Source organism: uncultured Jannaschia sp., assembly GCF_947494055.1.
GTDB lineage: Bacteria > Pseudomonadota > Alphaproteobacteria > Rhodobacterales > Rhodobacteraceae > Jannaschia.
In genome coordinates this window covers 98,391-125,376 of the sequence record NZ_CANLTR010000010.1, presented here as the reverse complement: position 1 = coordinate 125,376, position 26,986 = coordinate 98,391, and the positions used below count along the sequence as shown (strand labels likewise).

Here is a 26,986-nt window from a genome sequence, read left to right as displayed (position 1 = left end):
CACCACCGGCCGCGCGCTACGCTACACCGAGGGCTCCGCGCGCGGCCTCCTACACCACCAGCCGGGGCACTACCGGTGCGTTTTCTCTTGTCTGCGCTTTGGGGGGTGCTAGAAACTCGTTGTAGCTCGAGAGTTTCTGAAGGATTCCCGTCCTTCTGCACCCCGTGTAGGCCGCCCGCCTCGCGGGGTTTCTCCTGTGTGGTGGCTGCTGTCCTCAATTCCTGTCGTCATTGACGCTTTTGGTAACGTTCGCTCAGCGCTTCCTCGTCGGAATGGGCGTTGTTGCACATCTCGCTGAGGGGGATTCACTGAGCGATTCCTGACAATGGGTCTGGGCATGCCAAAGCCTCCCCAGATCCACTATCGCACGATGAACTGGTCTGCCTACAATGCGGCGCTGCGCAAGCGCGGCTCGCTGTCGGTCTGGCCCGATCCCGAAATGCTCTGGCACGCGGAGAAGTCCGGCAAGCAGGGACGGCGTGAAACCTCTTCGGATGCCTCTATCCAGACTGCCGGACGCTGAAAGTGCTCTTCGGTCTTCCGCTTCGCCAGACAGTTGGACTAGTCGAGAGCCTGATCCAGATGACCGGGCTCGACTGGCCGGTTCCGGACTATTCGACGCTGTACCGCCGGCAGGCATGGATCCCGGCGCAGGTCCCGTATCACACATCGGGTCAGCCGCTGAACCTGCTCATCCCCTCTCGGGCAGTAGACAGCACCGGTATCGAGTTCCGAGGGAATGGCGAGTGGTTGGCACGCAAGCATGGCCCGACACGCCGGAGACAATGACGGAAGGTTCATATTGCCGTGGACGCAGGCTCCGGGGACATGCGCGCGGTCGAGTTCACCTCGAGCCGCCAATGCGACAGCCCGCTGCTGCCGGAGCTGCTGGGGCAGATCCCGCAGCAAGTGACGATCGGCAGGTCACCGCGGATTGGCGCTTACGATACGCGCCGCTGCCATTGCGCCATCATCGATCGAGGCGCTGATGCTATATTGCCGATCCGTCGCAATGGCCGTGACTGGAAAAAATACTGCCCCGCTGCCACCGCGCGAAACGAGATCCTACCGGCAACCCGGCATCTGAGGAGAGCGCTTTGAAAGAAGTTAGCAGGCGACCACGTCCGAAGTCGGGTCGAGGCAAAGCCTCTAGGGACATTACTGCGCAATGCCCGGCCGGCCAGTGGATGAACTGCCTGAAGCTCTTCGGCGAGAGGATCATGTCGTAAGATCCCGACCGCCAAACTGCCGAAATCCAGATCCGCATCGCCAACATGAACCGCTTCTCGGCCCTCGGACGAGCCGAGATCAAAGCCATCCGCTAAAGAAAGGCGGAAAAGGGAGAAGTCACCCCCGAGGCTGCTTTGCGCAACATCGCCGTCAGGACGCGTGCTTGGTCCTGCTTTGGCTGGATGAGCGGCTTCCAGCGCATCGGAGCGAAGAATTAGCCAGCCGCATCGAAGGCCGGGAATTAGGTTCTATGCGCGCCTCGTGCCGCATGCTTTCCTTCCGACAGGCTCGATGCCGAGCCGATCATCTGGAGGAAAGTTCAAGTGCTGGTGCAGGTGTTTTTCGAAGGACGCTGCGGGTTCTCGCGTCCGTTCGCCATGACGAGTGTCGTGGCATCCTTGCTGATCGGGATCGGCGGTTCGGCCTCTGCCGCGACCCTCTCGATAAGCGATATCGTTCTCGACAATCTGGCCAATCCGCGCGGCATGACCGTCGGCGCCGACGGTTGGCTCTACGTCGCCCAAGCCGGGTCGGGCGGCGACGGCGCATCGATCGTCGGTGGCGACGGCACGACGATGTCATACGGAAGCACGGGGTCGATCACGCGCGTCCGAAACGGCACGCAGGAAATCGTCGCGGCGGATTTGCCCTCGCTGGCGGCGGAAGGCGGGTTCGGGGCGACGGGCGTCCACGACGTCGCGTTCCACGATGATGCCCTCCACGCCGTTTTCGGCTTCGGAGGCGATCCCAATCAGCGGAGTGGCCTGGCCGCCGCACATCCCTCGGCCGCATTGCTCGGTCAGGTCGGGCGTGTGGACGACGGAAACGTGACCGCGTTCGCCGACTTCGCGAGCCTGGAACTCGACGGCGGGCAGGACGACGAGGCCAACAGCAACCCGTTCAGCCTGACCACGGGTCCGGGCGGGCTGATCGTCAGCGATGCGGGCGGCAACGACCTCCTAGCCGTCGGTGCGGACGGCGCGGTCGATCCGATCGCTTTCATCCCCCCCGCGCCGAACCCGCTGCCCTTCGGGCCGCCGGTCTATCAGGCGGTTCCCACCGGGATCGCGACGGGCACGGACGGAACGGTGGCCGTCGCCCTCCTGACCGGCTTCCCGTTCCCGGAGGGTACAGCGAACGTGCTCGGACTCGCACCGGATGGCAGCCTCGGGACAATCGCGGAAGGTTTCACAAACCTGATCGACGTCGCGTTCGGCCTCGACGGCGCGCTCTTCGCGTTGGAGACCGACAGCGACTCGCTTCTGAACCCCGGAACGACCGGCGCGCTCTACGAGGTCTTCGCGGATGGAACGCGCTCGCTCCTCTTCGATGGTCTCGAGAGCCCGACGGGCCTCGCCGTCGGACCGGACGGCACGTTCTATGTCGCCGTGAACGGCCTTTCGCCAAACGCCGGACAGGTTCTTGCGCTAACAGCCGCCCCGGCGCCGGTGCCCCTCCCGGCCGGATTGCCGTTGCTCGTCGCAGGCCTGGGATGCCTTGCCATCCTGCGTCGTCGGCGCTGAAGAGGGCCGGTGCACGGCAATGACCGGGCCCCGGCCAAATCTGCCGATTGAACCGCGACCGCGTGCTCGTCGCGAGCGATCCCGATCGGATCATCCCGACTGATTCGATCGGCGGGAAAGAGATGGAGAGGCGGCGGCTGGCCAACCGGCACGATGCTTGCAACCCTGCATGATCGCCTTGATCTCGCCGAAGCCTCCAGACGGCACGCCGGCATTGCCGAAGACAAACCTTCCGGGGCCTCGTGATCGATACGCGCCACCGGCAACGGTCCAGAACCCCTTTCCTTGCAGTCAGAGTATCGCTCCAATCGAAACAGTTGGAGCGATGCTTGCGACTTCGCGACTATCCTAATTCGCAGGGTCTCTCGGTGGAGGTTCGTTCGAGGTGATTGGACCGACAGGAAATCTCGGGCCGTCATCACGACCGCCTTGGCGCCGGAATGATGCAAGCTGACCTTGCCGCCCCACTATCGGGTGCGGCCAAATCGCTATGACCTCGATCGAGATTGGTCCCGAGTTCCGAAGAGCAAAGAAATGTCGCTCACTCGGAGCGGGTACGACACGTAAAGTGCCGACGTGCAGTGTCCGGGAACCAACTGCAGCGACAAATACGTACGGAAATTTCCCTTTCTGGATCACCCCAGTGTCTGCCGGTGGCTCCATCTTTCGGCCAAACTGCAGCCGTCATGAGCGAGGGCCGGCCTCGTAAGGTACTGGTTGTCGGCCCGTCGACCGGCTGCTACGATCGTTAATATCCGTTGGGGTGTCCATCCGGGCTGAGAGGCGTGAGCCGACCCATCGAACCTGATCCGGGCAATGCCGGCGTAGGGAACGGAGATCGACATGGCGCGGGCTCGGCCTTCGTATGTCTTCTTCCGCCCCGTCGTCGGGGAGGAAGCGACGATGCGACATCCATCCGCACTCACCATCGCGGGCTCCGACAGCGGGGGCGGGGCCGGAATCCAGGCCGACCTCAAGACGTTCTCGGCGCGCGGCGTCTTCGGCACGAGCGCGATCACCGCGATCACCGCGCAGAACACGCGCGGGGTCTTCGCCGTCGAGACGGTGTCGCCCGTGCTCGTCGCCGCGCAGATCGACGCCGTCCTGACGGACATCCCGCCCCGCGCGATCAAGATCGGCATGCTCGCCTCGCCGGAGATCATAGACGCGGTAGCCACGGCGCTCGACGGCTACGATGGCCCGGTCGTGCTCGATCCGGTGATGGTAGCGAAATCCGGCGACGCGCTTCTCGCGCAGGAGGCGGAGGCCGTGTTGGCCGAAAGGCTCCTGCCCCGCGCCGACGTGCTGACCCCGAACCTGCCCGAAGCCGCGCGCCTGCTGGGCCGGGCGGAGGCGCGCGATGCGGCGGAGGCGGAGGCGCAGGGCCGCGCGCTTCTCGATCTCGGGGCGCGGGCGGTGGTGATGAAGGGCGGCCATGCCGAGGGACCGCGCTGTACCGACATCCTGGTGACGCGGTCTGGCGCCGTAGCCATGCCGCAGCCGCGGCTCGCGACGCGCAACACCCACGGCACCGGTTGCACCTTCTCCTCGGCTATCGCGGCCGAGCTCGCGAAGGGCGCCGAGGCCGAGGCGGCAGTGCGGGCCGCCCAGGCCTGGCTCCACGACGCGATCGCCGCGGCGGACGGACTCGGGATCGGCAGCGGCCACGGGCCGGTTCACCATTTCCACGGGATCTGGCCGTGAGACAGGCGCGCATCCTCGGGGCCGGCGTGGCCGGGCTCTGCGTGGCCGCGGAGCTCTCGGCCCGGGGCGTCGCGGTCACGGTCTTCGACCCCGCGCCCCAGCCGGGGCCGCATGGCTGCTCCTGGTGGGCCGGGGGAATGCTCGCGCCGTTCTACGAGGGCGAGACGGCGGAGGCGCCCGTTGTCCGGCTGGGACAGGAGGCCGCCGCCTGGTGGGAAAGTAAGGGGGTGGAGGTCGTCCGTCGGGGCACGATCGTCGTGACGCTTGGCCGCGACCGGCGGGAGCTCGACCGTTTCGCGCGCCGCACGGAAGGCCACGACCGGCTCGACGCCGACAGGCTGGCGGCGCTGGAACCGGAGCTCGCGGGCCGCTTCGACCAGGCCCTGCATTTTCTGGCGGAGGCGCATCTCGACCCGCGCGCGGCGCTCGCGCATCTGCGCGATCGGCTGGAACGTGCAGGCGTGGATTTCGTGGCCGAAGAGGCGCGCGCGGACGACGGGCCGACCTTCGATTGCCGCGGACTCGCCGCGCGCGACGTCCTGCGGGATCTGCGCGGCGTGAAGGGAGAGATGGCGGTGCTGCGCGCGCCCGACATCCGTCTGACCCGCCCGGTGCGCCTGCTGCATCCGCGCTATCCGCTCTACGTGGTTCCGCGCGGGGACGGTCTGTTCATGCTGGGCGCGACGCAGATCGAGAGCTGCGACCGGGTGCGGCGCGTCCGCTCCATCCTCGAACTGCTCTCGGCGGCCTATGCGCTGCACCCGGCCTTCGGGGAGGCGGAGCTTGTCGAGATCGGCGTCGATGCCCGCCCGGCCTTTCCCGACAACCTGCCCCGCCTGCAGCGGATGGGCGAGACGATCCACGTCAACGGGCTGTTCCGCCACGGCTTCCTCCTCGCGCCCGCGCTGGCACGGATGGCGGCGGAAGCGGCCTGCGACGGCACCAAACCGGAGTTGATGCATGAAGATCAGAATTAACGGCGAAGAGATCGAAGCGCGCGGGCAAACGCTCGCCGCGATCCTCGAAGAGCTCGGCTACGGCGAGGCGAAGGTCGCCACGGCGGTGAACGAGACCTTCGTGCCCGCGACGGCACGCGGCGTGACGCTGTCGCCCGGCGACCGGATCGAGATCGTCGCGCCGCGGCAGGGGGGCTGAGATGGAGATCTACGGAACCGGGATCGCCTCCCGCCTGATGCTGGGCACGGCGCAATACCCGTCGCCCGCCGTGCTTGCCGATGCGTTCCGCCGCTCCGGCGCGGGCATCGCCACCGTCTCCGTCCGTCGCGAGTCGGGGGGCGAGCGGGCCGGTACCGCGTTCTGGGACCTCGTGCGCGAGCTCGGCGTCCGCGTCCTCCCAAACACGGCGAGCTGTCATTCGGTCCGTGAGGCTGTCACGACGGCGCAGATGGCGCGCGAGCTCTTCGACACACCCTGGATCAAGCTCGAGGTGATCGGCCATGCTGATACGCTCCAGCCCGACCCGTTCGGACTGGTGGAGGCCGCGCGCATTCTTGTCGGGGAGGGCTTCGAAGTCTTCCCCTACACGACCGAAGACGTGGTGCTGGCCGACCGGTTGCTGGAGGCGGGCTGCGAGGTGCTGATGCCCTGGGGTGCGCCGATCGGGACAGGGCTGGGGCTTACCAACATCTATGGGCTTCGGACACTCCGCGCGCAGTTTCCCGACGTTCCGATGGTGGTCGATGCGGGTCTCGGCCTGCCCAGCCAGGCGGCGATGGCGATGGAGATGGGGTTCGACGCTGTGCTTCTGAACACGGCGGTCGCGAAGGCGGGCGATCCGGCGGCGATGGCCGAGGGCTTCGCCCGCGCGGTGGAGGCCGGGCGGCTCGCCTACGAGGCCGACCCGATGGAGCCGCGCGACATGGCCGCGCCCTCGACACCGGTGATCGGGCGGGCGTTCCTCGAATGAGCCTGGACCGTTTCTATCCGATCTTCGACGGTCCGGACTGGCTCGACCGCACGCTGCCGCTCGGTATGAAGCTGGTGCAGCTCCGCATCAAGGATGCCCCCGACGCCGACCTGCGCCGCGACATCACGCGCGCGCGCGACCTTTGCGGCCGTCACGACGCGGTGCTTGTCGTCAACGACCATTGGCGCATCGCCATCGAGACGGACTGCGACTGGGTGCATCTGGGCCAGGAGGATCTCGACGAGGCCGACATCCCCGCGATCCGCCGGGCCGGGCTGAAGCTCGGCATCAGCACGCACGACCATGCCGAGCTCAACCGCGCGCTCGCGCTCGCGCCCGATTACGTGGCGCTCGGGCCGGTCTATCCGACGATCCTCAAGAAGATGAAATGGGAGCAGCAGGGTCTCGACCGCGTGACCGAGTGGAAGCGGCTGGTCGGCGAAGTGCCCCTCGTCGCGATCGGCGGAATGAATGTCGAGCGCGCGGCGGGCGCCTTCGCGGCCGGGGCCGACATTGTCTCCGCCGTCACCGACATCACCCTGAACGACGATCCCGAGGGGCGCGTCCGGCAATGGATCGAGGCGACGCGATGAGCCGCTACGCTCGCCAAGTTGCGGTGGCCGAACTGGGGTCGGCGGGGCAGGACCGACTGCGCGGCGCCCATGTGCTCGTCGTCGGCGCGGGCGGGCTCGCGGCGCCCGTGCTGCAATATCTCGGAGGGGCGGGCGTCGGACGCATCCGCCTCGTCGATCCCGACCGGGTGGAGGTGTCGAACCTGCATCGCCAGACGCTGTTCCGCGTATCCGATATTGGGCGTTTCAAGGCGGAAGCCGCCGCCGCCGACATCGCCGCGCTGAACGCCGATTGTGCGGTCGAGGCGGTCACGGCCGCGCTCGACCCCGCCAACGTCGACACCCTCTCCGCGGACACCGACCTCGTCCTCGACTGCGCCGACAGCTTCGCGGCGAGCTACGTCCTATCCGACACCTGCCACGCCTCCGCCCGCCCGTTGATCAGCGCCTCGGTGATCGGGCTCGACGGCTATTGCGGCGCCTTCTGCGGCGGTGCGCCGAGCCTGCGGGCCGTGTTCCCCGACTTGCCGCAACGTCTGGGCTCCTGCGCCGAGGACGGCGTTCTGGGCCCGGTCGTGGGCATCGTCGGCGCGGTACAGGCGCAGATGGCGATGGCCCTTCTCGCCGGTATCGACCCCTCCCCGCTGGGCCAGCTCGTGACCTTCGACGCCCGCGGCTTTCGCTTCGGCGGCTTCCGCTTCGACGGCGCGCCCGAGCCTGATCGCCAGCCGCGCTTCCTCGCGCCATCCGAGATCGCCGAGGACGACTTCCTCGTGGATCTTCGCGCCGAGGAGGAAGCGCCGCTGGTGCGACCCGCCGCACGCCGCCTGCCCGTCACCGCCTTCGGGCCGGACGGACCCCGCCCCGCCGACGGCCAGCGCGCCGTGCTCTGCTGCCGCACGGGCCTGCGCTCGTGGCAGGCGGCAGAACGCCTCGCGGCAAGCTGGGACGGCGACGTCTTCCTCGTCGCCCTCGGCGACGCCGCGCCCGCCACCGACCTCACCGGAGAGACAACATGCACGCCAGACTGACCGCCCTCGCCCTCCTGCTCGCCACGCCCGCCGCCGCGCAGGACCGGATGAGCGTCGTGCTCGACTGGTTCGTGAACCCCGACCACGGCCCTATCATTGTCGCGCAGGAGCAAGGGTACTTCTCCGATGCGGGACTGGAGGTCGAGGTGATCGCGCCGGCCGATCCCGCCGATCCGCCCAAGATGGCCGCCGCCGGCCGCGCCGACCTCGCAATCTCCTACCAGCCGCAGCTCCATTTGCAGGTCGCCGAGGGGATGCCGCTCGTCCGCGTCGGCACCCTCGTCGCGACGCCGCTCAACTGCCTCCTCGTGCTCGAGGATGGCGCCGTCGAGCAGATCGCGGATCTGGCGGGCCGCAAGGTCGGCTTCTCGGTGGCGGGGGTCGAGGAGGCGCTGCTGTCGGCGATGCTCGGCCAGGCCGGTCTCTCCACCGCGGATATCGAGCTCGTCAACGTCAACTGGTCGCTCTCGCCGGCGCTGATGTCGGGCCAGGTCGACGCCGTCATCGGCGCCTTCCGCAACTTCGAGCTCAACCAGATGGAAATCGAAGGCGTGCCGGGCCGGTGCTTCTATCCCGAAGAACAGGGCGTGCCGACCTACGACGAGCTCATCTACGTCGCCAATCCCGAGACGATGGACACCGATATGATCCGTCGCTTCCTCGGCGCGACGGAGCGGGCCACGCAGTTCATCGTCAACCACCCGCAGGAGAGCTGGGAGATCTTTTCCGCCACCTCCGCCGAGTTGCAGGACGAGCTGAACGAACGCGCCTGGGCCGACACGATTCCGCGCTTCGCGCTGCGCCCCGAGGCGCTTGATGCCGGCCGCTACGTCCGGTTCGAGACCTTCCTGAACGAGGCCGGGCTAGTGGAGGGAACGCGCCCGGTCTCCGACCTCGCGGTCGATCTGGGGGCCGAATGAGCTACGGCGCGACCTTCCCGCTCTGGCGCGCGGCGGCTGGCGTGACGTGGCAGGACTACACCCGCCACGCCTTCGTCGAGGGACTGCGCGACGGCACGCTGCCGCGGGCGGGGTTCCTGCGTTACCTCGTGCAGGACTACGTCTTCCTCGTTCACTTCTCGCGGGCCTGGGCGCTCGCCGTCACCAAGGCCGAGACGCTCGACGAGATGCGGGCCTGCGCCGCCACGGTCCATGCGCTGCTCGACGAGGAGATGCGCCTGCATGTGGAGACCTGCGCCGCCGAAGGCATCCCGGAAACGGAGCTCTTCGCGGCCCGCGAGGCGCCGGCGAACCTCGCCTATACCCGCTACGTCCTCGATGCCGGACATTCGGGCGATTTCCTCGACCTGATGGCGGCGCTCGCCCCCTGCGTGCTGGGCTACGGCGAGATCGGCGCGCGGCTGGGGGCGGAGGCCGGCGCGACGCCCTACGCCGACTGGATCGCCACCTATGCCGGGAAGGATTACCAGCGCACCTGCCGCGAAGTCGGCGCGCTGATCGACGCGGCCGTCGCCCGGCGGCTCGGAGATACCCCCGAACGCTCCCCTCGCTGGCCCCGGCTCTGCGCCCGCTTCGAGATGGCGACCCGACTCGAGGTCGATTTCTGGGGCCTCGGTCTGCCGGCATGACGGCGCCCGCGCTGCGCCTGTTCGGGCGCGCGACGATCGAAGGCACAACGGTCTTCGGACCGGTCTCCTTCGAGGCGCCCGCCGGCCGGTGGACCTGCCTTCTCGGGCCCTCCGGTGTCGGCAAATCCACCATCCTCCGCCTGCTCGCAGGCCTCGGCGACGGGATCGCCTTCGAGGGCAAGGTCACGGCGGATGACGGCGCGCCACTGGAGGGACGCATCGCCTTGATGGCGCAGAGCGACCTGCTGATGCCCTGGCTCGACGCGACGGCCAACGTTACCTTCGGCGCGCGCCTGCGGGGCGAGGCACCGCAGGCGGACCGGGCGCGCCAGGTGCTGGGGCGCGTCGGGCTGGCCGATCATGCCGGCAAGCGCCCGCACGCGCTCTCCGGCGGCCAGCGACAGCGGGTAGCGCTCGCCAGGACCCTGATGGAGGACCGGGCAATCGTGCTGCTCGACGAGTCCTTCTCGGCCCTCGATGCCAGGTCGCGGGCGCTGATGCAGGACCTCGCGGCCGAGCTGCTGGCCGGCCGCACCGTCCTCCACGTCACCCACGACACCGCCGAGGCCGCGCGGCTGGGGCAGACGATCCTGCTGATGACGCACGCCGGGATCGACGTCATCGCCCCGCCCGAGATCCCGACACCCCGCCCCTTCGACGCCCCCGAAACCCTCGCGTTCCAGAGCCGGCTCCTGCGACGGCTGATGGCGGCGGGATGAGAACCGCCGTCCGCATCGCCGGCATCACCCTCTTCGCCCTGCTGGCCTGGCAGGCTCTCGTCGTCCTGGCCGAGCTGCCTCGCTTCATCCTCCCCGGACCGGGGCTGGTCCTTGCGACGCTATGGACGAGCCGTGCGCTGATCGCCGAACATGCGCTCGTCACCGCAACCGAAGTCCTCCTCGGGCTTGGGATCGGCGCGGCTCTGGGCTTCGTCTCCGCGATCCTGTTGGCCGCCTCTCCGCTCGCGCGGTCCCTACTGCGTCCGATGCTCGTCTTCAGCCAAGCCATCCCCGTCTTCGCCCTGGCGCCGATCCTGACACTCTGGCTGGGCTACGGACTTCTCTCCAAGGTCGCGATGGCGCTACTCATCATCTATTTCCCGGTCACCTCGGCCTTCTTCGACGCGCTGATGCGGACGCCGCCCGGCTGGCTGGAGCTCGCCCGCATGATGAATGCGCGGCCCAGCCGGACGTTGTGGCGCATCCGCGTGCCCGCGGCCCTGCCCGGCTTCGCCTCGGGCCTGCGGCTCGCCGCCGTCTACGCGCCCATCGGCGCGATCATCGGCGAATGGGTCGGCGCGTCCCGGGGTCTCGGCTATCTCATGCTCCTGGCGAACGGCCGCGCGAAGATCGACCTGATGTTCGCCGCGTTGATCGTCCTAGCCGTGTTGACGCTGCTCCTCCATGCCACTGTCGACAAGCTTTGCCGGCGGCTCTGGGAGACCTGATGAACTGCCGGAAGAACTTGGGGCGCAGTCGAACCCTTTAACGAACGGACAACTGACGGCGGCGGTTCGGGATCACTCGAAACACGATACTCGGTCGTGTTGTCTCTTCCTCGCGGCAGTTCGGAATGGCTTGATCTGCTGCCGCTTCGTTTCGGTCCAGTGTCGGCTGCGTCCGAAGGAAAAACAACGAATCACGTCACCCATGCTGCCTGACACAGCGACGCCATCGGCGCGTGGTTTGAACCGTTCCCGTTTCGATGTTTCGCCCCGCCGCACGGCGTTTCACACATAGTCGACCCAGACGCCGCCCGAATCCGCGGACCGGACGCAATTGGCGACCCAGCGGACGCCTTCGACGCCGGCGGCGATATCGGGGTAGCGGATTTGTGAAAGTCGCTCTGCATCGCCCTGATCCGTCGCCTCCATCGCCACGGCAAAGCGGTCGTAGAGGTTGGCCCAGGCCTCGAACAGGCCCTCCGGGTGGCCGGCGCCGATGCGATCCTCGGCGAGCGCGGCCGGGTGCAGGTAGCCCATGTTGCGCTCGAGGATCCGCACCGGCTCGTCCTGCACCTCGAACCGCAGCTGGTTCGGATGCTCGTCCCACCACTCGATGCTGGCCTTCTCACCGACGATCCGCACCTTCTGGCCGTGCATCGAGCCGGCGTTGACCGCGCTGGTCCAGACGGTGCCGAACGCGCCGCCCTCGTACTCCATCAGCGTCACCGCGTTGTCCTCGAGCGGCGCGCGGCTTCTCACGAAGCTCTGGCGCGCGCACATCAGCCGCTTGATCCTCAACTCCGGGCAGATCACCTCGGCGATATAGAGCGGGTGCGTCGCGAGATCGCCCAGCACGTAGCTCGGGCCGGCGAAGCGCGGATCGACGCGCCAGCGAATCGCCGGGTTCTGCTCCTCGACGGGAGCCGAGTGGAAGCCATGCGCGAACTGCAGGTTGACGAGGCGGATCTCTCCAAGCTCGCCCGCGGCCACCATGGCCCGCGCCTGCTCGATCATCTGGTGGCCGGAATAGCCGTAGGTGACGCCGACGACGCGGTCCTTCGCGCGGGCGAGCGCCTGCAGCGCCTCGGCCTCGGCGACGGTGAAGGTCAGCGGCTTCTCGCAGACGACGTGGAGGCCGGCTTCCAGCGCCGCCTTCGTGATCTCGTAATGCGTGTTGTTCGGCGTCGTCACCGACACCGCCTGGATGCCGTCGGGATGCTCGGCCTCGGCCGCGAACATCTCGCGGTAGGTCGGGTAGCAGCGCACCGCTTCCACGCCGAGTTCGACGCCGAAGCTACGGCCGCGCTCGGGGTCGAGGTCGAAGACTCCCGCGACCAGCGCGAAGTTCCCGTCGCGCAAAGCCGCGCAGCGGTGGATGTAGCCGATCTGGCTGCCCCGCCCGCCGCCGACCATCGCCCAGCGGATCGGCGCTGCCACCTGTTTGCCACCGAAGATCATTGTCTGCCCCTCCCTCAGAATCCGACACTTTGCAGGTAGTCGCGGCTCGCCTTGACGTCGGCGATGCTGCCGGCGGCGTTCCTCGGGTCGCGCTCCTGCTCGACGGTGATGAAGCCGCCGTAGGCGATCCGCTCCAACAGGTCGCGGATCGCCGGATAGTCGATGAGGCCGCGGCCGATCGGGCACATGACGCCTTGGGCGCAAGCCTCGAAGAACCGGATGCGCTCACCCATCACACGGTCGAAGACGCCGCGATCGATGTCCTTGAAGTGGATGTAGTCGGTGCGGTCGGCATGACGCTCGATCATCGCGACCGGGTCCATGCCGGCGTACCAGAGATGTCCGGTATCGAGGCAGAGGCCGGCGATGTCGGCGGGGACGTCCGCGACAATGCGCTCGATCTCGTCCCCGAACTCGATGTAGCCGCCGGCATGCGGGTGGATCACCGGCCGCATGCCATGCGCCGCCGCCACCCCGGCGATGGCGCGGATATTGCCGACCATCCCCGCCCAGGCGGCGTCCAACAGGCGCGGTGCGCGATCCGAATGGCCCGCGGCATAGTCGCGTTCGTCGTGGCCCCAATCCATCACGGTCAGGTAGGGTGTCGGATACCGCTGCCCCGGCACTGGGGAAGGCTGCGGCAGGCGCGAGACGAGGGCGCAGATTGCCTGCGCCTGACGCACGAGGGAGTCCCGGTTCTCCGGCGCCACGAGGTTGTCGAAGATTGTGCCGGCAACGATCGCAAGGCCGCGCGACCGCAACGCCTCCGCCACGGTCGCAAGGTCGAGCGGCATGTAACCGTAGGGCCCGAGCTCGAGCCCGCCGTAGCCCGCCGCCGCCGCCTCGTCGAGCACCAGCCGCCAGTCCGGCAGATGGGGATTGTGGACGTCGTCCACGCCCCAGCAACAGGGCGCGGTGGTGATCGTGACGTGCATCCTGTTCTCCCTGGCAGCATCGTTGCGTGACGCGACCGATAGCGCCCCATTCGGGCTTCCCAAAGCGCCGTCTTGATGGGATCCCTTCAGGATGGATTCCGGGACGAGACCCGGGCACAAGCCCACCATGAGCGACGTCGCGCGAGAAGCGGGGCTTTCGCTCGCGACGGTGGATCGGGTCCTGAACGAGCGCGGCGGCGTCACCCCGGACAAGGAGCGCCGGGTGATTGAGGTGGCGCGGCGCCTGCGGCTCGACCGCGCCCTGCGGCTCCGTCCGACCCGGACCCTTCGCATCGCCGTCCTGATCCAGTCGCCGACGAACCCGTTCCACGCGGCGCTGCAGTCAGGCTTCGACCTTGCCGCGAAGCTTCACGTCGACCTCGGCCTGCAACTCCACGTCCGCCATATCGACCAGAACGACCCCGCGGGCATCGCGGCGGCGATCCGGATGGAGGCGGAACGGTGCGACGCGCTGATCGTGTCGCTACCCGCGGCGCCCCGCGTTGCCCAGGCACTGACCGAGGCGCGGGTGCCGGTGGTGACGCTCGCGACCGATATCACGGAATCCGGCCGCGCGGCCTATGTCGGGCCGGACGACCACCGCGCGGGACGGGTCGCCGGCGACCTGATGGGGCGGTTCCTCGGTGCCGACGGCGGCGAGGTGGTGATGCTCGCCGGCCGTCTCGACATTGCGGGTCAACGCGCGCGCGAGGCAGGGTTCCGCGAGGTGCTGGCGGAGCGATATACACGGGCTCGCCTGACCGACGTGCTCGAGAGCGGCGAGGATGGCGAGCGGGCCGGCCGACTCGCGCACCGGGTCATGCGATCCCGGCCAGGGATCCGCGGCATCTACCTCGCATCGGCCGGCGCGGGACCGGTCGTCGCGGCGCTGCGACGGCTGGGCCGAGCCGAGAGCACGATCCTGATCACCCATGAGATGACGCCCGACCGCCGTGCGTTGCTGCGCGCGCGGGCGATCGACGCCGTCATCGATCAGAACCCCGAACTCGAGGCCCGTCTCGCGGTCGAGGCCGTGGCCCGCCTGCTCGGCAGGCTCGAAGGCGAGGCAACCGACATCCCGACGGAGATCGCGATCCATACCTGCGAAACCGCCTGACGGTCGCGCCGACCTTCTTGGCATTTTTGTTCCAAGGTGGCAGAGTGTCGGCGCGGACCGGCGCAACGGGGAGGTTCGATGCTCGAGACCGAGATGCAGGCGCAACCGCCCGCGACCGCCGACGAGGTGCGCGAGCGGACGTCGGAGATCGTGCAGACACTGCCGAAGCGCCTGCGGCAATGCGCGGATTACGTACTCAAGCATCCGGAAAAGATCGCCGTCTCCACCGTGGCGGACCTCGCGGCCGGCGCCGGCGTCCAGCCCTCGGCGGTGATGCGTTTCTGCCAGGTGATCGGCTTCTCCGGCTTCTCCGAGATGCAGAAGCTTTTCCGCAACGACTACGCGGAGCGCTGGCCGGACTACGCGACCCGGCTCGAACGGCTGGGTGACCGCAACGGGCAGGTCGCACAATTGTTGCTCGACTTCGTCGGGGCGGGCCATAAGTCACTCAATCTTCTGGCGGAAACGATCGATTTTGCGGCGCTCGAAAGGGCCGTCGTCCTGCTCAAGGCGGCGGACACGATCCACCTCGTCGGCCTGCGCCGGTCGTTTCCCGTGTCGAGCTACCTGTCCTATGTCTTCGACAAGATGCGTATCCCGACGGTCCTGCACGGCGCGCCCGGCGGACTGAGTTCGGAGAGTGCAATCCGGACAGGGGACGTCGTCGTCGTCATCACCATGGCGCCCTATTCCGAAGAAGCTGTCCAGATCGCGCGCCATGCCGCGTCCATCGGTGTGCCCGTCGTCGGGATCACCGACGGCACGGACAGTCCGATCGTCGGGCCTCCGGGCGAGACCCTGTGGGTCCGCGAAGTGGATGTGGGCTCGTTCCGGGCGCTGTCGGCGACGCTATCGCTGGCGACGGCGCTGGCCGTTGCGGTCGGCGCGGAAAGATCCCGTTAAGATTTTTCTTGCGCTGATCCGTTGTATGGAATATTCATTCCATCGACGACGGAGGACCGGGGTGGTGTTGCCGAAGCGCCAGGGGCGCAGAAGGCTGATGCCGGCAGGTCTTCCGGGCGCGACAGGGAGACGACATACCGCCATGCTGCCATTCGCGATCAACCACATGACCGTGCCGGGCCTCGGCTATCGCGAGCTCTTCCGGCTCGCGCAGTCGCTCGGCTGCATCGGCGTCGAACTTCGCAACGATCTCGATCGGCCGCTGTTCGATGGCGATGACGGCGCCTCGGTCCTCGATGCGGCCCGCGACCACGGGCTGCGTATCGTCGGATTGTCGCAGGTCTACCCCTTCAACGCGTGGTCCGACGCGATCCGCGACGAGCTCTCGACGCTGATCTCGAACGCCCGGGCCTGCGGCGCCGAAACGATCAGCCTGATCCCGCGCAACGACGGCGAGGGCATGGCCGACGGCGAGCGGCAGGAGAACGCCCGCCGCGCCCTCGCGGCCGCGAAGCCGATGCTCGAAGATGCCGGCCTGGTCGCCCTCGTGGAGCCACTGGGCTTTCCGCGGACATCCTCGCTCAGCGACAAGGCCGAGACGCTGGCGCTGATCGACGAAGTCGACGGTATCAACGTCTTGAAGCTCGTGCACGACACGTTCCATCACCACCTCGCCGGCGGCGGAGCGGTGTTTCCGCAGCGCACCGGCATCATCCACGTTTCAGGTGTGGTCGACCGCGACCTTCCGCGCGACGGGATCGCCGACGCGCACCGGGTCCTGGTCGACGACCGCGACCGCCTCGGCAATGTCGAGCAGATCATCGCGCTGCGCCGTGGGGGATGCGAGGCGCCGATCTCGATCGAGGCCTTCTCGCCGGAGGTCCACGCGCTGGCGGACCCGGAGCGGGCGCTGCGGGAAACGATGGAGCACATTCGAACATCGGTCGCGGCTTCGGCCGCCTGATCGCCGCCGCCCGGGCGACGGCGCATTCCGGCAAGGCATAACGGTGGGCCGGACACCAAAGGGAGGAGGAAACATGAAAAGAACGGTGATAGCGGGCGCGCTTCTGTCGCTCATGTCGACGACGGCGACGGCCGAGACGGTCGGCGTGTCGATGGCGCTCTTCGACGACAACTTCCTGACGGTGCTCAGGAACGGCATGGTCGAGTACGCCGACTCGCTCGACGACGTCGACATCCAGGTCGAGGACGCGCAGAACGACGTGGCGCGGCAGCTCGACCAGATCAACAACTTCATCGCCTCGGGCGTCGACGCCATCGTCGTCAACCCGGTCGACACGTCCGCGACGCAGGCGATGTCGGATGCCGCCGAGCAAGGGGGCGTGCCGCTGGTCTACGTCAACCGCGAGCCGGTCAACGTCGACACGCTGCCCGACAACCAGGCCTTCGTCGCCTCGGACGAGCGGGAATCTGGGACGCTGGAGACGGTCGAGATCTGCGACATTCTCGCGGCGGCGGGCAAGGATCCCGCGAACGTCTACATCATGATGGGCGAGCTTTCGAACCAGGCCGCCGTCATGCGCACGCAGGACATCGACGACGTGATGGCGAGCGGCGATTGCGCCGTCGAACTGAACGTCATCGACCGCCAGACCGCGAACTGGTCGCGCGACGAGGCGCAGGACCTGATGACCAACTGGCTGAGCACGGGCGAGCCCTTCGACGCGCTGATCTCGAACAACGACGAGATGGCGATCGGCGCGATCCAGGCAATGAAAGCCTCGGGCATCGGCATGGACGACGTGGTCGTGGGCGGCATCGACGCCACGCAGGACGCGCTGCTGGCGATGGCGGCGGGCGAACTCGACGTCACCGTCTTCCAGGACGCGGCAGGCCAGGGGATCGGTGCCGTCGACGCGGCGCTGGCGCTGGCCAACGGCGAAGACGTCGACCAGAAGGTCTACGTCCCGTTCCAGCTCGTGACCCCCGAGAACATGACGGACTTCACGACCAAGAACTGACCGTCGCTTCGACGAACGGGGCGGCGCAGCGTTGCGCCGCCTCCGCCAAGACCTGGCCGTAGATGGGAGGCTCCAGCATGGCAGAGGCAACACATGGAATCGGCGGACTGACCTTCGACGCGTCGAAGCGGAACCTGCCGCCCGAGGCCGGGGTCGCGATTGCCCTCGTCCTGATCGTCGTCGTCTTCGAGGTGCTGGGCCGCATCCTGATGAACGACAGCTTCCTCTTCAACACGCGCGAGAACATCGACGGCATCTTCAACGTCGCCCGATTGCAGATCATCATCCTGCAGGTCTCGATCATCGGGATCATCGCGCTCGGGGTGACGCAGGTGATCCTCACCGGCGGCATCGACCTCTCCTCGGGCTCGATCGTGGCCGCGACGGCGATGATCGCCATGAGCTTCGCCCAGGTGGGCGAGATCAACGGGATGGAGAACACCCGCGCCGTCTTCGGAAGCGGATGGGTCGACCTGCCGGTGATCCTGCCGGTGGTCGTGGCACTCGCCTGCGGCATGGCCGCGGGACTGATCAACGGCCTGCTCATCGCCTATACGGGCATCCCGCCCTTCATCGCCACGCTGGGCATGATGGTCTCGGCCCGCGGCGTCGCGAAATGGTGGACGGCCGGCCAGCCCGTCTCCTTCCCGACCGAGAGCTACGCCGCCATCGGCTCTGGGATGATGCCTGTCTTCGTCTTCGTCGTGCTGGCGATCCTGTTCCACCTGATCCTGCGCTATACGGTCTACGGCAAGCACACCTACGCGATCGGCTCGAACGAGGCGGCGGCGCGGATGTCGGGGATCAAGGTCGCCCGTCACAAGGTGCTGGTCTACACGATCGCGGGCCTCCTCGCCGGCGTCGCCGCCTTGGTGCTCAGTTCCAAGAACCTGACCGCGCAGGCCGGCATGGGAATGATGTACGAGCTCGACGCCATCGCCATGGCGGTAATCGGCGGCATCTCGCTCCAGGGCGGGCGTGGCTCGATCCCTGGCACGGTGCTCGGCGCGATGATCTTCGGCGTCATCATCTCGGGGTTCACGTTCCTGCGTCTCGACGCCTACTACCAGGAGATGGTCAAGGGGGCGATCATCGTCGGCGCCGTGGTCCTCGACCAGTGGCGGCAGCGCCGCGCAGCAGCCAAGGCTTGAGGGAGAGCATCATGGCAAGCGACATGCAGACCGACATCTCCGGCGCCAACGCGCCGCATCCATCCGGCGACATCGGCGACGTGGTCTTGCGGACCGAGGGGCTGACCAAGCATTACGGCGGGGTGCACGCCCTGCAGGATGCCAGCTTCGAGATCCGCAAGGGCGAACACGTGGCGATCATGGGCGACAACGGGGCGGGCAAGTCCACCTTCGTCCGCCAGATCACCGCGGTCGAGCAGCGCACCGGGGGCAAGGTCTGGTTCGACGGGCGCTATGTCGAGTTCGACGGACCGCTGGAGGCGCGCGAGGCGGGGATCGAGACGGTGTTCCAGAACCTCGCCCTCGCCGATCACCTCGACGTGCCGGACAACCTGTTCCTCGGGCGGGAGAAGGTACTCTTCAAGCTCGGGCCGTTCTCGATCCTCGACTACAAGGGGATGCGCGAGGCGACCCTCGCGGGCCTCGAGAAGACCGGCGTCAAGATTCCCAACATCCGGAACACCATCCAGCACATGTCGGGTGGTCAGCGGCAATGCGTGGCGATCGCGCGCACCGCGACCTTCCACTCCAAGCTCACGATCATGGACGAGCCGACCGCCGCCCTCGGCGTGCAGGAGACGGCGCAGGTCGAGAACATCATTCGCACGCTGAAGGAGCAGGGCGAGCCGCTGATCCTCATCAGCCACAACATGCGGCAGGTGATGGACCTGTGCGACCGGATCGTGGTGTTCCGCCGCGGCCGGGTCTGCGCCAACCTCCGCAAGGAGGAGACGGACGGGCAGGACGTCGTCTCCTACATCACCGGCGCCAAGACGCAGGATCAATACGCCGACGCCGCCTGACACGCGCAGGCGTCGACGTTCACAACCACCACGAAAGCGCCCCGAAGCGCTCAACGGGAGAAATCTGCCATGGCCCTGAGCTTCGCCATCCTCGGCGCCGGCCGCATCGGCAAGGTCCACGCGCAAGCGGTCGCCACCACCGACGGCGCACGGCTTGCCGCAATCGCCGACCCGGTCGCGTTGGCGGCCGAAGCGCTTGCCGGAACCTACGGCGCGGACATCCGCACCATCGACGAGATCGAGGGCGCGACGGATATCGACGCCGTGATCATCTGCACGCCCACCGACACCCATGCCGACCTGATCGAGCGCTTCGCCCGCGCCGGCAAGGCGATCTTCTGCGAGAAGCCGGTCGACCTGTCGGTGGCGCGGGTGCGCGCGTGCCTCGCGGTAGTCGAGGAGACGCGTGCGACGCTGATGGTCGGCTTCAACCGCCGCTTCGACCCCGATTTCCTGGCGCTGAAGGCGGCGATCGACGACGGGCAGGTCGGCACGGTCGAAATGGTGACGCTGACCTCGCGCGATCCGGGTCCGCCACCCTACGACTACATCGAGCGGTCGGGCGGCATCTTCAAAGACATGACGATCCACGATTTCGACGTCGCCCGCTGGCTCCTCGGCGAGGAGGTCGAGACGGTGCAGGCCGCCGCCTCCGTCCTCGTCGACCCCGAGATCGGGCGGCGCGGTGATTACGACAGCGTCAACGTCATCCTGTCCACGGGGAGCGGCCGGCAATGCACCATCACGAACTCGCGCCGCGCCACCTACGGCTACGACCAGCGGATCGAGGTTCTGGGATCGGAGGGCTCGATCTCGGCCGGGAACGTCCATGAATCGCGCACGGTGCTGGCCAAGGCCGTCGGCTTCACTCGCCCACCCCTGCTCGACTTCTTCATGACGCGCTACACGGCCGCCTATGCCGCCGAGATCGCCGCCTTCGTCCGGGCAGTGCAGACCGGCGGCACGCCCCCGACCACCGGCCACGACGGTCTCATGGCCCTCGTCCTCGCCGAGGCGGCCCTGCGCTCGGCCCGCGACGGGCGCGCGATCCAGGTATCGGAGGTGCGTCATGACGAAGCCGCTTGACCTGATCACGATCGGCCGCTCGTCGGTCGACCTCTACGGCGCGCAGATCGGCGGGCGGCTGGAGGACATGCGCTCGTTCGAGAAATATATCGGCGGCTCGCCCACCAACATCGCCTGCGGCACCGCGCGGCTGGGTCTGAAATCCGCCGTCATCACCGGCGTCGGCGACGAGCATATGGGCCGCTTCATCACCGAGCAGCTTGCCCGCGAGGGCGTCGACACGCGCGGCGTCAAGACCGATCCCGACCGGCTGACCGCGCTCGTCCTCCTCGGGATCCGCGACGAGGCGCAATTTCCGCTGATCTTCTACCGCGAGGATTGCGCGGACATGGGCCTGACCGAGGACGACATCGATCCCGGCTTCATCGCCGAGGCCCGCGCCGTCGTCGCCACCGGCACCCATCTCAGCAACCCCCGCACCGAAGCGGCGGTACTGAAGGCCCTCCGCCTCGCCCGCGAGAACGGCGCGCGGACGGCGCTCGACATCGACTACCGCCCGAACCTCTGGGGCGTCGCCGGTCACGGCGAGGGCGAGAGCCGGTTCGTCGCGTCCGACACGGTCACCGCCAAGCTGCAATCGACGCTCGACCTCTTCGACCTGATCGTCGGCACCGAGGAGGAGTTCCACATCGCCGGCGGCACCACTGACACGATCGCCGCCCTCCGCGTGGTGCGCGAGGTCTCGGACGCCACGCTCGTCTGCAAGCGCGGCGCGGCCGGCGCGGTCGCCTTTACCGGGCAGATCCCCGACAGCCTCGACGCGGGCGAGACCGGCCCCGGCTTCCCGATCGAGGTGTTCAACGTCCTCGGCGCCGGCGACGGGTTCATGTCGGGCCTGCTGAAGGGCTGGCTCGACGACGAGGACTGGCCGACCGCGCTGAAATACGCCAATGCCTGCGGCGCCTTCGCCGTTTCCCGACACGGCTGCACGCCCGCCTACCCTTCGTGGACGGAGCTTGGGTTCTTCCTCGACCGCGGCATCGTCCGCCCCGACCTGCGCAACGACGCCGACCTGGAGCAGGTCCACTGGGCCACCAACCGGTCCGGCGACTGGCCCGAGATGCGGGTCTTCGCCTTCGACCATCGCGCGCAGATGGAGGAGATGCCGGGCGCGACGCCGGAGAAGATCGGCGCCTTCAAGGCGCTTTGCCTGGAGGCCGCACTCCGCGTCGCCGACGGGCGGCCCGGATACGGCATCCTGTGCGACGGCCGCCTCGGCCGCGCGGCGCTTTACCGTGCCGCCGGCACCGGCCTGTGGATCGGCCGACCTGTCGAGCGGCCCGGCTCCCGGCCCCTCGCGCTCGAGCCCGAGCTTGGCCCCGACCTCGGCGGCCTCGCCGAGTGGCCGGCCGACCAGGTCGTCAAGTGCCTGTGCTTCTGCCACCCCGACGACGACGCCGCGACCTGGGACGACCAGATCGCCACCGTCACACGCCTTTTCGCGGCCGCGCGGCGCAACCGTCTGGAGTTCCTGCTCGAGGTGATCCCGTCCAAGGTGGGCGCGGTCGACGACAATACGACGGCACGCATCATCCAGCGTGTCTACGACTCCGGCATATTTCCCGACTGGTGGAAGCTCGAGCCGTTCCGCAGCGACGCCGCCTGGTCCAAGGCCTGCGCGGCGATCATACGGAACGACCCGCATACGCGCGGCGTGGTCGTCCTCGGCCTCGACGCCGCACCGCACGAGTTGCAGGCGAGCTTCGCCCGCGCCGCGCGCCACGACCTCGTGCGGGGCTTCGCCGTCGGGCGGACGATCTTCGGCGACGCCGCGCGGCGCTGGATGGCGGGCGAGATCGACGACGAAGTGGCGATCGCGGACATGGCGGACAAATTCAGAAGTCTCGCCGAGACCTGGAACCGCGCGCGCGCCGAGAGAGAGCAGGCAGCATGACCGAGACGATCCGACTGACGGCCGCGCAGGCGATGGTGCGCTATCTGAGCCGCCAGATGAACGAGGACGGGGAGCCCTTCCTCGCCGGCTGCTGGGCGATCTTCGGCCACGGCAACGTCGCCGGCCTCGGCGAGGCACTGCATGCCGAGCGGGAGCGGTTCCAGACCTGGCGCGGCCACAACGAGCAGGGCATGGCCCACGCCGCCATCGCCTATGCCAAGCAGCTTCGCCGCCGCCGGGCGATGGCGGTCACCTCGTCGATCGGACCGGGCGCCACCAACATGGTGACGGCCTGCGCGCTCGCCCATGTCAACCGCCTGCCGGTGCTGTTCATCCCGGGCGACGTCTTCGCCAATCGCGGCCCCGACCCGGTGCTGCAGCAGGTCGAGGACTGGAACGACGGCACCGTCAGCGCCAACGACGCCTTCCGCCCGATCAGCCGCTACTTCGACCGGATCATGCGGCCCGAACACCTGCTGACCGCCCTGCCCCGCGCCTTCGCGACGATGACCGACCCGCTCGATTGCGGCCCGGTGACGCTCGCCTTCTGCCAGGACGTCCAGGCGGAGGCCTACGATTATCCCGCTGACTTCTTCGAGCCGCGCACGTGGCACCGCCGCCGCCCCGCGCCCGATTCGCGCGAGGTGGAGGCGGTGGCGCAGGCGATCCGGGCCGCTGGACGTCCGCTCGTCATCGCCGGAGGCGGTGTGCACTACGCCTTCGCGACCGAGACGTTCCGCACCTTCGTCGAGCAGCACAACCTGCCCGTCGGCGAAACCCAGGCCGGGAAGTCGGCGCTGCCGTGGGACCATCCGCTCAACCTCGGCGGGCTTGGCGTCACGGGATCGTCCGCCGCCAACGCCTATGCCGACGAAACGGATCTCGTGATCGGGGTCGGAACCCGGTTCCAGGACTTCACGACCGGCTCGTGGGGCCTCTTCCGCAACCCGGACGTGCGCTTCGCCGCGATCAACATCGCGCCTTACGATAGCGTCAAGCGCGGTGCTCTGCCGGTTGTCGGCGACGCCGACGTGGCGCTCGCGGCGCTGACCGAGCGGCTCGGCGATCACCGCGCCGACGGTCCGTCGCAGAAAGCGTGGGCCGACTGGCTCGCCGACCTCGACGACGTGACCGCCGCGCCGAACGACACGAACGAGAAGCCCTCCGACCAGCAGGTCATCGGCGCGGTGCAGCGGCAGGCGACCGAGGACACCGTGGTGATGTGCGCCGCCGGCACCATGCCGGGCGAGCTGCAGAAGCTTTGGAAGGCCGGGCGCCCCGGCTCCTACCACATGGAATACGGCTATTCCTGCATGGGCTACGAGGTCGCGGGCGGCATGGGCATCAAGATGGCCGAGCCCGGACGCGACGTGATCGTCATGGTCGGGGACGGCTCGTACATGATGCTGAACTCGGAGCTGGCGACGGCTGCGATGATGGCCATCCCCTACACCATCGTGCTGACCGACAACCGCGGCTACGGCTGCATCAACCGGCTGCAGATGGGCGCCGGCGGGGCGGAGTTCAACAACCTCATCGCGCACAGCCACCACGTCAACGACACCTGGATCGACTTCGTCGCCCATGCGCAGTCGATGGGCGCGGAGGCGGTCAAGGTCGGCTCGATCGCCGAACTCGAAGACGCCCTCGAGGCCCGCCAGGACAAGACCGTTCCCTACGTCGTCGTGATCGACACCACCCCCTACCCGCCGCGCGAGGTCGGCGGCTTCTGGTGGGACGTCGCCGTCCCCGAAGTGTCCGACCGCGCCGAAGTCACCGAGGCCCGAAAAGGCTACGACCAGCACGTCAAGGAAAGACAGCCCGTATGATCCGCTACGGAACCAACCCCATCGCCTGGTCGAACGACGACGACTGGTCGATCGGCGACCACCTGAGCCTCGAGGATTGCCTGGGCGACTGCCAGAGGATCGGCTTCGACGGCATCGAGAAGGGCCACAAGATGCCCGACGACGGCGCCGCGCTGAAGGCCAAGCTCGGCGAGTACGGCCTCGGCTTCGTCGGCGCCTGGCACTCGACGAACATCCTGACGAACGACATCGAGACCGAGAAGCGGGCGCTCAAGACCTTCACCGACTTCCTCAGGGCTGCCGGCGGCGATCACATCAACGCCTGCGAGTGCTCCAACACCGTGCACGGCAGCGACGACGTGGCGGTGAACGACCGGCCGATCATGTCGGATGCCGAGTGGGACCGCTTCTCGCAAGGCTACGAAGAGCTGTCGGCCTACGCGGCCGAATTGGGCGTGACGATGGGCTACCACCATCACATGGGCACGATCATCGAAAGCGCCTCGGACATCGACCGCTTCATGGAGATGGCGGGCCCGCACACGCGCCTGCTGCTCGACACTGGCCATGCCTGGTTCGGTGACGCCGACCCAGAGGCGATCGCGCGAAGATACATGGACCGCGTGACCCACATCCACTGCAAGAACGTCCGTCCCGGGATCGCACGCGAGGTTCGAGAGCAGGAGCTGTCCTTCCTCGAAGGCGTCCGCCGCGGCGCCTTCACCGTGCCGGGCGACGCAGAGGGTGCGGTCGACTTCGCGCCGGTCCTGAGGGTCGCCGCCGAGCACGGCTATTCCGGCTGGGTGGTCATCGAGGCGGAGCAGGATTCGGCCGTCCGCGACCCGTTCGAATACCAGAGCCTCGGCCTCCGAACGCTCAGGGAGATTGCCCGCGACGTCGGGCTCGGAAAGACCGGAGAAGCAGCATGACCACACGCATTCTGGCGGCCCTGGCGTTCGGCACCGCCCTCGTCGCACCGGCGCATGCCGACACGCAGGTCGGCGTCACGATGACGGCGTTCGACAACCCGTTCCTGACGATCCTGCTCGGCGGGATCCGAGCGGAGGCGGCGCGACAGGAGGACGTCTCGCTCGCCGTGGAGGATGCCGAGCTCGACGTCGCCCAGCAGCTGAGCCAGGTGCAGAACTTCATCGCCAACGGCGTCGACGCGATCATCGTCAACCCCGTGGACGGGGACTCCACGATGGCGATCACGCAGGCGGTGACGGCGGCAGGAATCCCGCTCGTCTACGTCAACCACCCGCCCGCCGACATCGATGCCCTGCCCGAAGGCGCGTCGTTCGTCGGCTCGAACGAGATTGATTCCGGCACCATGCAGACCGAGCAGGTCTGCGAGATGCTGGGCGGCGAGGGCATCGCGGTCGTGATGATGGGGCCGCTGGAGAACCACGCCGCGCTGACGCGGACCGAGGACATCCACGACGTGCTGGGCCGGCCCGAATGTGCGGGCATCGAAGTGGTCGAGGAGCAGAGTGCGAATTGGTCCCGCGTCGAGGCGCAGGACCTGATGACGAACTGGCTGACCCGTGGCGTCGCCTTCGACGCGGTCATCGCCAACAACGACGAGATGGCGGTCGGCGCGATCCAGGCGATGAAAGCGGCCGGCTTCGACATGGAGGACGTCGTCGTCGCCGGCATCGACGCTACGCCGGACGGGCTTCTGGCCATGCAGGCGGGCGAACTGGACGTCACAGTCTACCAGAACGCGACGCGTCAGGGCGAGGTCGCGCTGGAGACGGCCATGCGGATGGCGAACGGCGAGAGCCCCGAGCGCCGGATCTGGATCCCGTTCGAGCCCGTCACACCCGACAACATCCAGGATTACCTGAACTGAGGGCGCGCGGCGCCTTGGGAGAAAACGAATGAAGATCGCCCTCGACCCCTTCATGCACCGGCACCTGTCACTCGAGGAGCTGCCCGACCTCGCGGCCCGGATGGGCTACGAGTGGATCGAGCTCTCCCCCCGCGCCGACTTCCTGGAATGGTTCAAGGCCCCGCGCGTCTTTCCCGACCGGATCAAGCGCTTCAGGAAGGCCCTCTCCGACGCCAATGTCGGCATCGCGTCGCTTCTGCCGATGTATCGCTGGGCCTCAAACGACGAGGCCGAGCGCCAGGCCGCCGTCCGGCACTGGAAGCGCGCCATCGAGATCGCCGTCGAGATGGGCGTCGACACGATGAACTCCGAGTTCGGGCGGGGCCCGCATCCCGACAAGGGCACCTGCTATTGCTGCCACACCGGCAGCATGATCGAGGCCTGCGAGGACGCCTGGTGGCGGTCGATGGACGAACTCGTGCCGATCCTCGAACGCGAAGGCGTCAACCTCCATATCGAGCCGCATCCCGAGGACTGGGTCGAGACGCTGCAACCCTCCGTCGACCTGATCCGCACGGTGAACAGCGAGCGGGTGAAGTTCCTCTACTGCGCGCCCCACACCTTCTACTTCGGCGACGACATCCCGGCGATGATCCGCGAATGCGCCGACGTCCTCGCCCACGTCCACGTCGCCGACACCTTCAACCACAAGGCCTCGTCGGGCCTGCGATATATCATCAACCCGCCGGGTTCGGCCGCGCGGGTCCACCAGCACCTCGACATCGGACAGGGCGAGGTGCCGTGGGACGACTTCTTCGGCACGCTGGCCGAGGTCGGATTCGACGGCATCATGACCGCTTGTGTCTTCGCCTGGGAGGAGCGTGCCGAGGAAAGCTCGCGCTTCATGCGGGACGAGATGCAGCGCCGGGTCGATAGGCATTGGACATGACGCCAGCG

Annotated in this window: 25 protein-coding genes, 1 pseudogene and 1 riboswitch; of the genes and pseudogenes, 24 read left to right on the top strand and 2 right to left on the bottom strand. The window is 68.1% G+C overall.

Annotated elements, in window-relative coordinates; all coding sequences use genetic code 11:
• The first annotated feature begins 337 nt into the window (after window positions 1–337).
• The 12 genes and pseudogenes from Q1A87_RS11445 (at window position 338) to Q1A87_RS11390 (ending at window position 11,022) form a co-directional block, all read left to right on the top strand.
• Window positions 338–1,325: pseudogene (locus Q1A87_RS11445) on the top strand (IS5 family transposase).
• Between the two features lie 294 nt (window positions 1,326–1,619).
• Window positions 1,620–2,753, top strand: a complete 1,134-nt coding sequence (locus tag Q1A87_RS11440) for a ScyD/ScyE family protein (protein ID WP_299651375.1) — start codon at window positions 1,620–1,622, stop codon at window positions 2,751–2,753.
• Between the two features lie 749 nt (window positions 2,754–3,502).
• Window positions 3,503–3,601, top strand: a riboswitch (TPP riboswitch).
• Between the two features lie 55 nt (window positions 3,602–3,656).
• Window positions 3,657–4,457, top strand: a complete 801-nt coding sequence (gene thiD / locus Q1A87_RS11435) for a bifunctional hydroxymethylpyrimidine kinase/phosphomethylpyrimidine kinase (RefSeq protein ID WP_299651372.1) — start codon at window positions 3,657–3,659, stop codon at window positions 4,455–4,457.
• Window positions 4,454–5,434: an FAD-dependent oxidoreductase gene (locus Q1A87_RS11430; protein ID WP_299651369.1), complete on the top strand. Its 981-nt coding sequence runs from the start codon at window positions 4,454–4,456 to the stop codon at window positions 5,432–5,434. Before thiD ends, Q1A87_RS11430 begins: the two co-directional genes overlap by 4 nt.
• The gene (gene thiS, locus Q1A87_RS11425) at window positions 5,418–5,612 is read left to right on the top strand and encodes a sulfur carrier protein ThiS (protein WP_299651365.1); all 195 of its coding nucleotides are present in this window, start codon (window positions 5,418–5,420) and stop codon (window positions 5,610–5,612) included. The genes Q1A87_RS11430 and thiS overlap by 17 nt, the downstream gene beginning before the upstream one ends.
• 1 nt (window position 5,613) lies before the next feature.
• The gene (locus Q1A87_RS11420; protein ID WP_299651362.1) at window positions 5,614–6,384 is read left to right on the top strand and encodes a thiazole synthase; all 771 of its coding nucleotides are present in this window, start codon (window positions 5,614–5,616) and stop codon (window positions 6,382–6,384) included.
• Window positions 6,381–6,977, top strand: coding sequence for a thiamine phosphate synthase (locus Q1A87_RS11415; RefSeq protein WP_299651359.1), 597 nt, complete (start codon window positions 6,381–6,383; stop codon window positions 6,975–6,977). The genes Q1A87_RS11420 and Q1A87_RS11415 overlap by 4 nt, the downstream gene beginning before the upstream one ends.
• Entirely contained in the window at window positions 6,974–7,987 is a 1,014-nt protein-coding gene (locus Q1A87_RS11410; protein ID WP_299651356.1) for a HesA/MoeB/ThiF family protein, read from the top strand. The genes Q1A87_RS11415 and Q1A87_RS11410 overlap by 4 nt, the downstream gene beginning before the upstream one ends.
• Window positions 7,972–8,907 carry an ABC transporter substrate-binding protein gene (locus tag Q1A87_RS11405; RefSeq protein ID WP_299651353.1) on the top strand — a complete coding sequence of 312 codons (936 nt, stop codon included), beginning with the start codon at window positions 7,972–7,974 and terminating at the stop codon, window positions 8,905–8,907. Before Q1A87_RS11410 ends, Q1A87_RS11405 begins: the two co-directional genes overlap by 16 nt.
• The gene (locus Q1A87_RS11400) at window positions 8,904–9,575 is read left to right on the top strand and encodes a TenA family protein (RefSeq protein ID WP_299651350.1); all 672 of its coding nucleotides are present in this window, start codon (window positions 8,904–8,906) and stop codon (window positions 9,573–9,575) included. Before Q1A87_RS11405 ends, Q1A87_RS11400 begins: the two co-directional genes overlap by 4 nt.
• A complete protein-coding gene (locus Q1A87_RS11395; protein ID WP_299651347.1) occupies window positions 9,572–10,294 on the top strand; it encodes an ABC transporter ATP-binding protein in 723 nt (240 codons plus the stop codon). Before Q1A87_RS11400 ends, Q1A87_RS11395 begins: the two co-directional genes overlap by 4 nt.
• Complete coding sequence (locus Q1A87_RS11390; protein ID WP_299651344.1) at window positions 10,291–11,022, top strand: ABC transporter permease; 732 nt, start codon at window positions 10,291–10,293, stop codon at window positions 11,020–11,022. Before Q1A87_RS11395 ends, Q1A87_RS11390 begins: the two co-directional genes overlap by 4 nt.
• Before the next feature lie 282 nt (window positions 11,023–11,304).
• On the opposite strand, the gene Q1A87_RS11385 is transcribed toward Q1A87_RS11390, so the two are convergent.
• Window positions 11,305–12,477, bottom strand: coding sequence for a Gfo/Idh/MocA family oxidoreductase (locus tag Q1A87_RS11385; RefSeq protein WP_299651341.1), 1,173 nt, complete (start codon window positions 12,475–12,477; stop codon window positions 11,305–11,307).
• A 14-nt stretch (window positions 12,478–12,491) separates the two neighbouring features.
• Window positions 12,492–13,412: a TIM barrel protein gene (locus tag Q1A87_RS11380; protein ID WP_299651339.1), complete on the bottom strand. Its 921-nt coding sequence runs from the start codon at window positions 13,410–13,412 to the stop codon at window positions 12,492–12,494.
• Window positions 13,413–13,539: 127 nt separating this feature from the next.
• Here Q1A87_RS11380 and Q1A87_RS11375 point away from each other — a divergent pair, with 127 nt between their 5' ends.
• The 12 genes from Q1A87_RS11375 (at window position 13,540) to Q1A87_RS11320 (ending at window position 26,978) form a co-directional block, all read left to right on the top strand.
• Window positions 13,540–14,529, top strand: coding sequence for a LacI family DNA-binding transcriptional regulator (locus tag Q1A87_RS11375; protein WP_299651336.1), 990 nt, complete (start codon window positions 13,540–13,542; stop codon window positions 14,527–14,529).
• Window positions 14,530–14,607: 78 nt separating this feature from the next.
• A complete protein-coding gene (locus Q1A87_RS11370; protein ID WP_299651333.1) occupies window positions 14,608–15,432 on the top strand; it encodes a MurR/RpiR family transcriptional regulator in 825 nt (274 codons plus the stop codon).
• Window positions 15,433–15,574: 142 nt separating this feature from the next.
• Complete coding sequence (locus tag Q1A87_RS11365; RefSeq protein WP_299651325.1) at window positions 15,575–16,396, top strand: TIM barrel protein; 822 nt, start codon at window positions 15,575–15,577, stop codon at window positions 16,394–16,396.
• Window positions 16,397–16,469: 73 nt separating this feature from the next.
• Window positions 16,470–17,414, top strand: coding sequence for a sugar ABC transporter substrate-binding protein (locus Q1A87_RS11360; RefSeq protein ID WP_299651322.1), 945 nt, complete (start codon window positions 16,470–16,472; stop codon window positions 17,412–17,414).
• Between the two features lie 77 nt (window positions 17,415–17,491).
• Window positions 17,492–18,565 (top strand): ABC transporter permease, encoded by a 1,074-nt coding sequence (locus tag Q1A87_RS11355; protein ID WP_299651319.1) that lies wholly within the window; start codon window positions 17,492–17,494, stop codon window positions 18,563–18,565.
• 23 nt (window positions 18,566–18,588) lie between these two features.
• A complete protein-coding gene (locus Q1A87_RS11350; RefSeq protein ID WP_363322987.1) occupies window positions 18,589–19,407 on the top strand; it encodes an ATP-binding cassette domain-containing protein in 819 nt (272 codons plus the stop codon).
• A gap of 69 nt (window positions 19,408–19,476) precedes the next feature.
• Window positions 19,477–20,493: an inositol 2-dehydrogenase gene (gene iolG, locus Q1A87_RS11345; protein ID WP_299651314.1), complete on the top strand. Its 1,017-nt coding sequence runs from the start codon at window positions 19,477–19,479 to the stop codon at window positions 20,491–20,493.
• Window positions 20,477–22,387, top strand: coding sequence for a 5-dehydro-2-deoxygluconokinase (gene iolC / locus Q1A87_RS11340; protein WP_299651311.1), 1,911 nt, complete (start codon window positions 20,477–20,479; stop codon window positions 22,385–22,387). Before iolG ends, iolC begins: the two co-directional genes overlap by 17 nt.
• Window positions 22,384–24,216: a 3D-(3,5/4)-trihydroxycyclohexane-1,2-dione acylhydrolase (decyclizing) gene (gene iolD, locus Q1A87_RS11335; protein WP_299651308.1), complete on the top strand. Its 1,833-nt coding sequence runs from the start codon at window positions 22,384–22,386 to the stop codon at window positions 24,214–24,216. The genes iolC and iolD overlap by 4 nt, the downstream gene beginning before the upstream one ends.
• The gene (gene iolE / locus Q1A87_RS11330) at window positions 24,213–25,124 is read left to right on the top strand and encodes a myo-inosose-2 dehydratase (protein WP_299651305.1); all 912 of its coding nucleotides are present in this window, start codon (window positions 24,213–24,215) and stop codon (window positions 25,122–25,124) included. The genes iolD and iolE overlap by 4 nt, the downstream gene beginning before the upstream one ends.
• Window positions 25,121–26,050: a sugar ABC transporter substrate-binding protein gene (locus tag Q1A87_RS11325; protein ID WP_299651302.1), complete on the top strand. Its 930-nt coding sequence runs from the start codon at window positions 25,121–25,123 to the stop codon at window positions 26,048–26,050. The genes iolE and Q1A87_RS11325 overlap by 4 nt, the downstream gene beginning before the upstream one ends.
• A 28-nt stretch (window positions 26,051–26,078) precedes the next feature.
• Window positions 26,079–26,978 carry a sugar phosphate isomerase/epimerase gene (locus Q1A87_RS11320; protein ID WP_299651299.1) on the top strand — a complete coding sequence of 300 codons (900 nt, stop codon included), beginning with the start codon at window positions 26,079–26,081 and terminating at the stop codon, window positions 26,976–26,978.
• Window positions 26,979–26,986 lie beyond the last annotated feature (8 nt).

Coding starts and splice junctions, on each gene's coding strand:
- thiD (WP_299651372.1), top strand. CDS start 3,657: ATGCGACATCCATCCGCACTCACCATCGCGGGCTCCGACAGCGGGGGC.
- thiS (WP_299651365.1), top strand. CDS start 5,418: ATGAAGATCAGAATTAACGGCGAAGAGATCGAAGCGCGCGGGCAAACG.
- Q1A87_RS11420 (WP_299651362.1), top strand. CDS start 5,614: ATGGAGATCTACGGAACCGGGATCGCCTCCCGCCTGATGCTGGGCACG.
- Q1A87_RS11415 (WP_299651359.1), top strand. CDS start 6,381: ATGAGCCTGGACCGTTTCTATCCGATCTTCGACGGTCCGGACTGGCTC.
- Q1A87_RS11410 (WP_299651356.1), top strand. CDS start 6,974: ATGAGCCGCTACGCTCGCCAAGTTGCGGTGGCCGAACTGGGGTCGGCG.
- Q1A87_RS11405 (WP_299651353.1), top strand. CDS start 7,972: ATGCACGCCAGACTGACCGCCCTCGCCCTCCTGCTCGCCACGCCCGCC.
- Q1A87_RS11400 (WP_299651350.1), top strand. CDS start 8,904: ATGAGCTACGGCGCGACCTTCCCGCTCTGGCGCGCGGCGGCTGGCGTG.
- Q1A87_RS11395 (WP_299651347.1), top strand. CDS start 9,572: ATGACGGCGCCCGCGCTGCGCCTGTTCGGGCGCGCGACGATCGAAGGC.
- Q1A87_RS11390 (WP_299651344.1), top strand. CDS start 10,291: ATGAGAACCGCCGTCCGCATCGCCGGCATCACCCTCTTCGCCCTGCTG.
- Q1A87_RS11385 (WP_299651341.1), bottom strand. CDS start 12,477: ATGATCTTCGGTGGCAAACAGGTGGCAGCGCCGATCCGCTGGGCGATG.
- Q1A87_RS11380 (WP_299651339.1), bottom strand. CDS start 13,412: ATGCACGTCACGATCACCACCGCGCCCTGTTGCTGGGGCGTGGACGAC.
- Q1A87_RS11375 (WP_299651336.1), top strand. CDS start 13,540: ATGAGCGACGTCGCGCGAGAAGCGGGGCTTTCGCTCGCGACGGTGGAT.
- Q1A87_RS11370 (WP_299651333.1), top strand. CDS start 14,608: ATGCTCGAGACCGAGATGCAGGCGCAACCGCCCGCGACCGCCGACGAG.
- Q1A87_RS11365 (WP_299651325.1), top strand. CDS start 15,575: ATGCTGCCATTCGCGATCAACCACATGACCGTGCCGGGCCTCGGCTAT.
- Q1A87_RS11360 (WP_299651322.1), top strand. CDS start 16,470: ATGAAAAGAACGGTGATAGCGGGCGCGCTTCTGTCGCTCATGTCGACG.
- Q1A87_RS11355 (WP_299651319.1), top strand. CDS start 17,492: ATGGCAGAGGCAACACATGGAATCGGCGGACTGACCTTCGACGCGTCG.
- Q1A87_RS11350 (WP_363322987.1), top strand. CDS start 18,589: ATGCAGACCGACATCTCCGGCGCCAACGCGCCGCATCCATCCGGCGAC.
- iolG (WP_299651314.1), top strand. CDS start 19,477: ATGGCCCTGAGCTTCGCCATCCTCGGCGCCGGCCGCATCGGCAAGGTC.
- iolC (WP_299651311.1), top strand. CDS start 20,477: ATGACGAAGCCGCTTGACCTGATCACGATCGGCCGCTCGTCGGTCGAC.
- iolD (WP_299651308.1), top strand. CDS start 22,384: ATGACCGAGACGATCCGACTGACGGCCGCGCAGGCGATGGTGCGCTAT.
- iolE (WP_299651305.1), top strand. CDS start 24,213: ATGATCCGCTACGGAACCAACCCCATCGCCTGGTCGAACGACGACGAC.
- Q1A87_RS11325 (WP_299651302.1), top strand. CDS start 25,121: ATGACCACACGCATTCTGGCGGCCCTGGCGTTCGGCACCGCCCTCGTC.
- Q1A87_RS11320 (WP_299651299.1), top strand. CDS start 26,079: ATGAAGATCGCCCTCGACCCCTTCATGCACCGGCACCTGTCACTCGAG.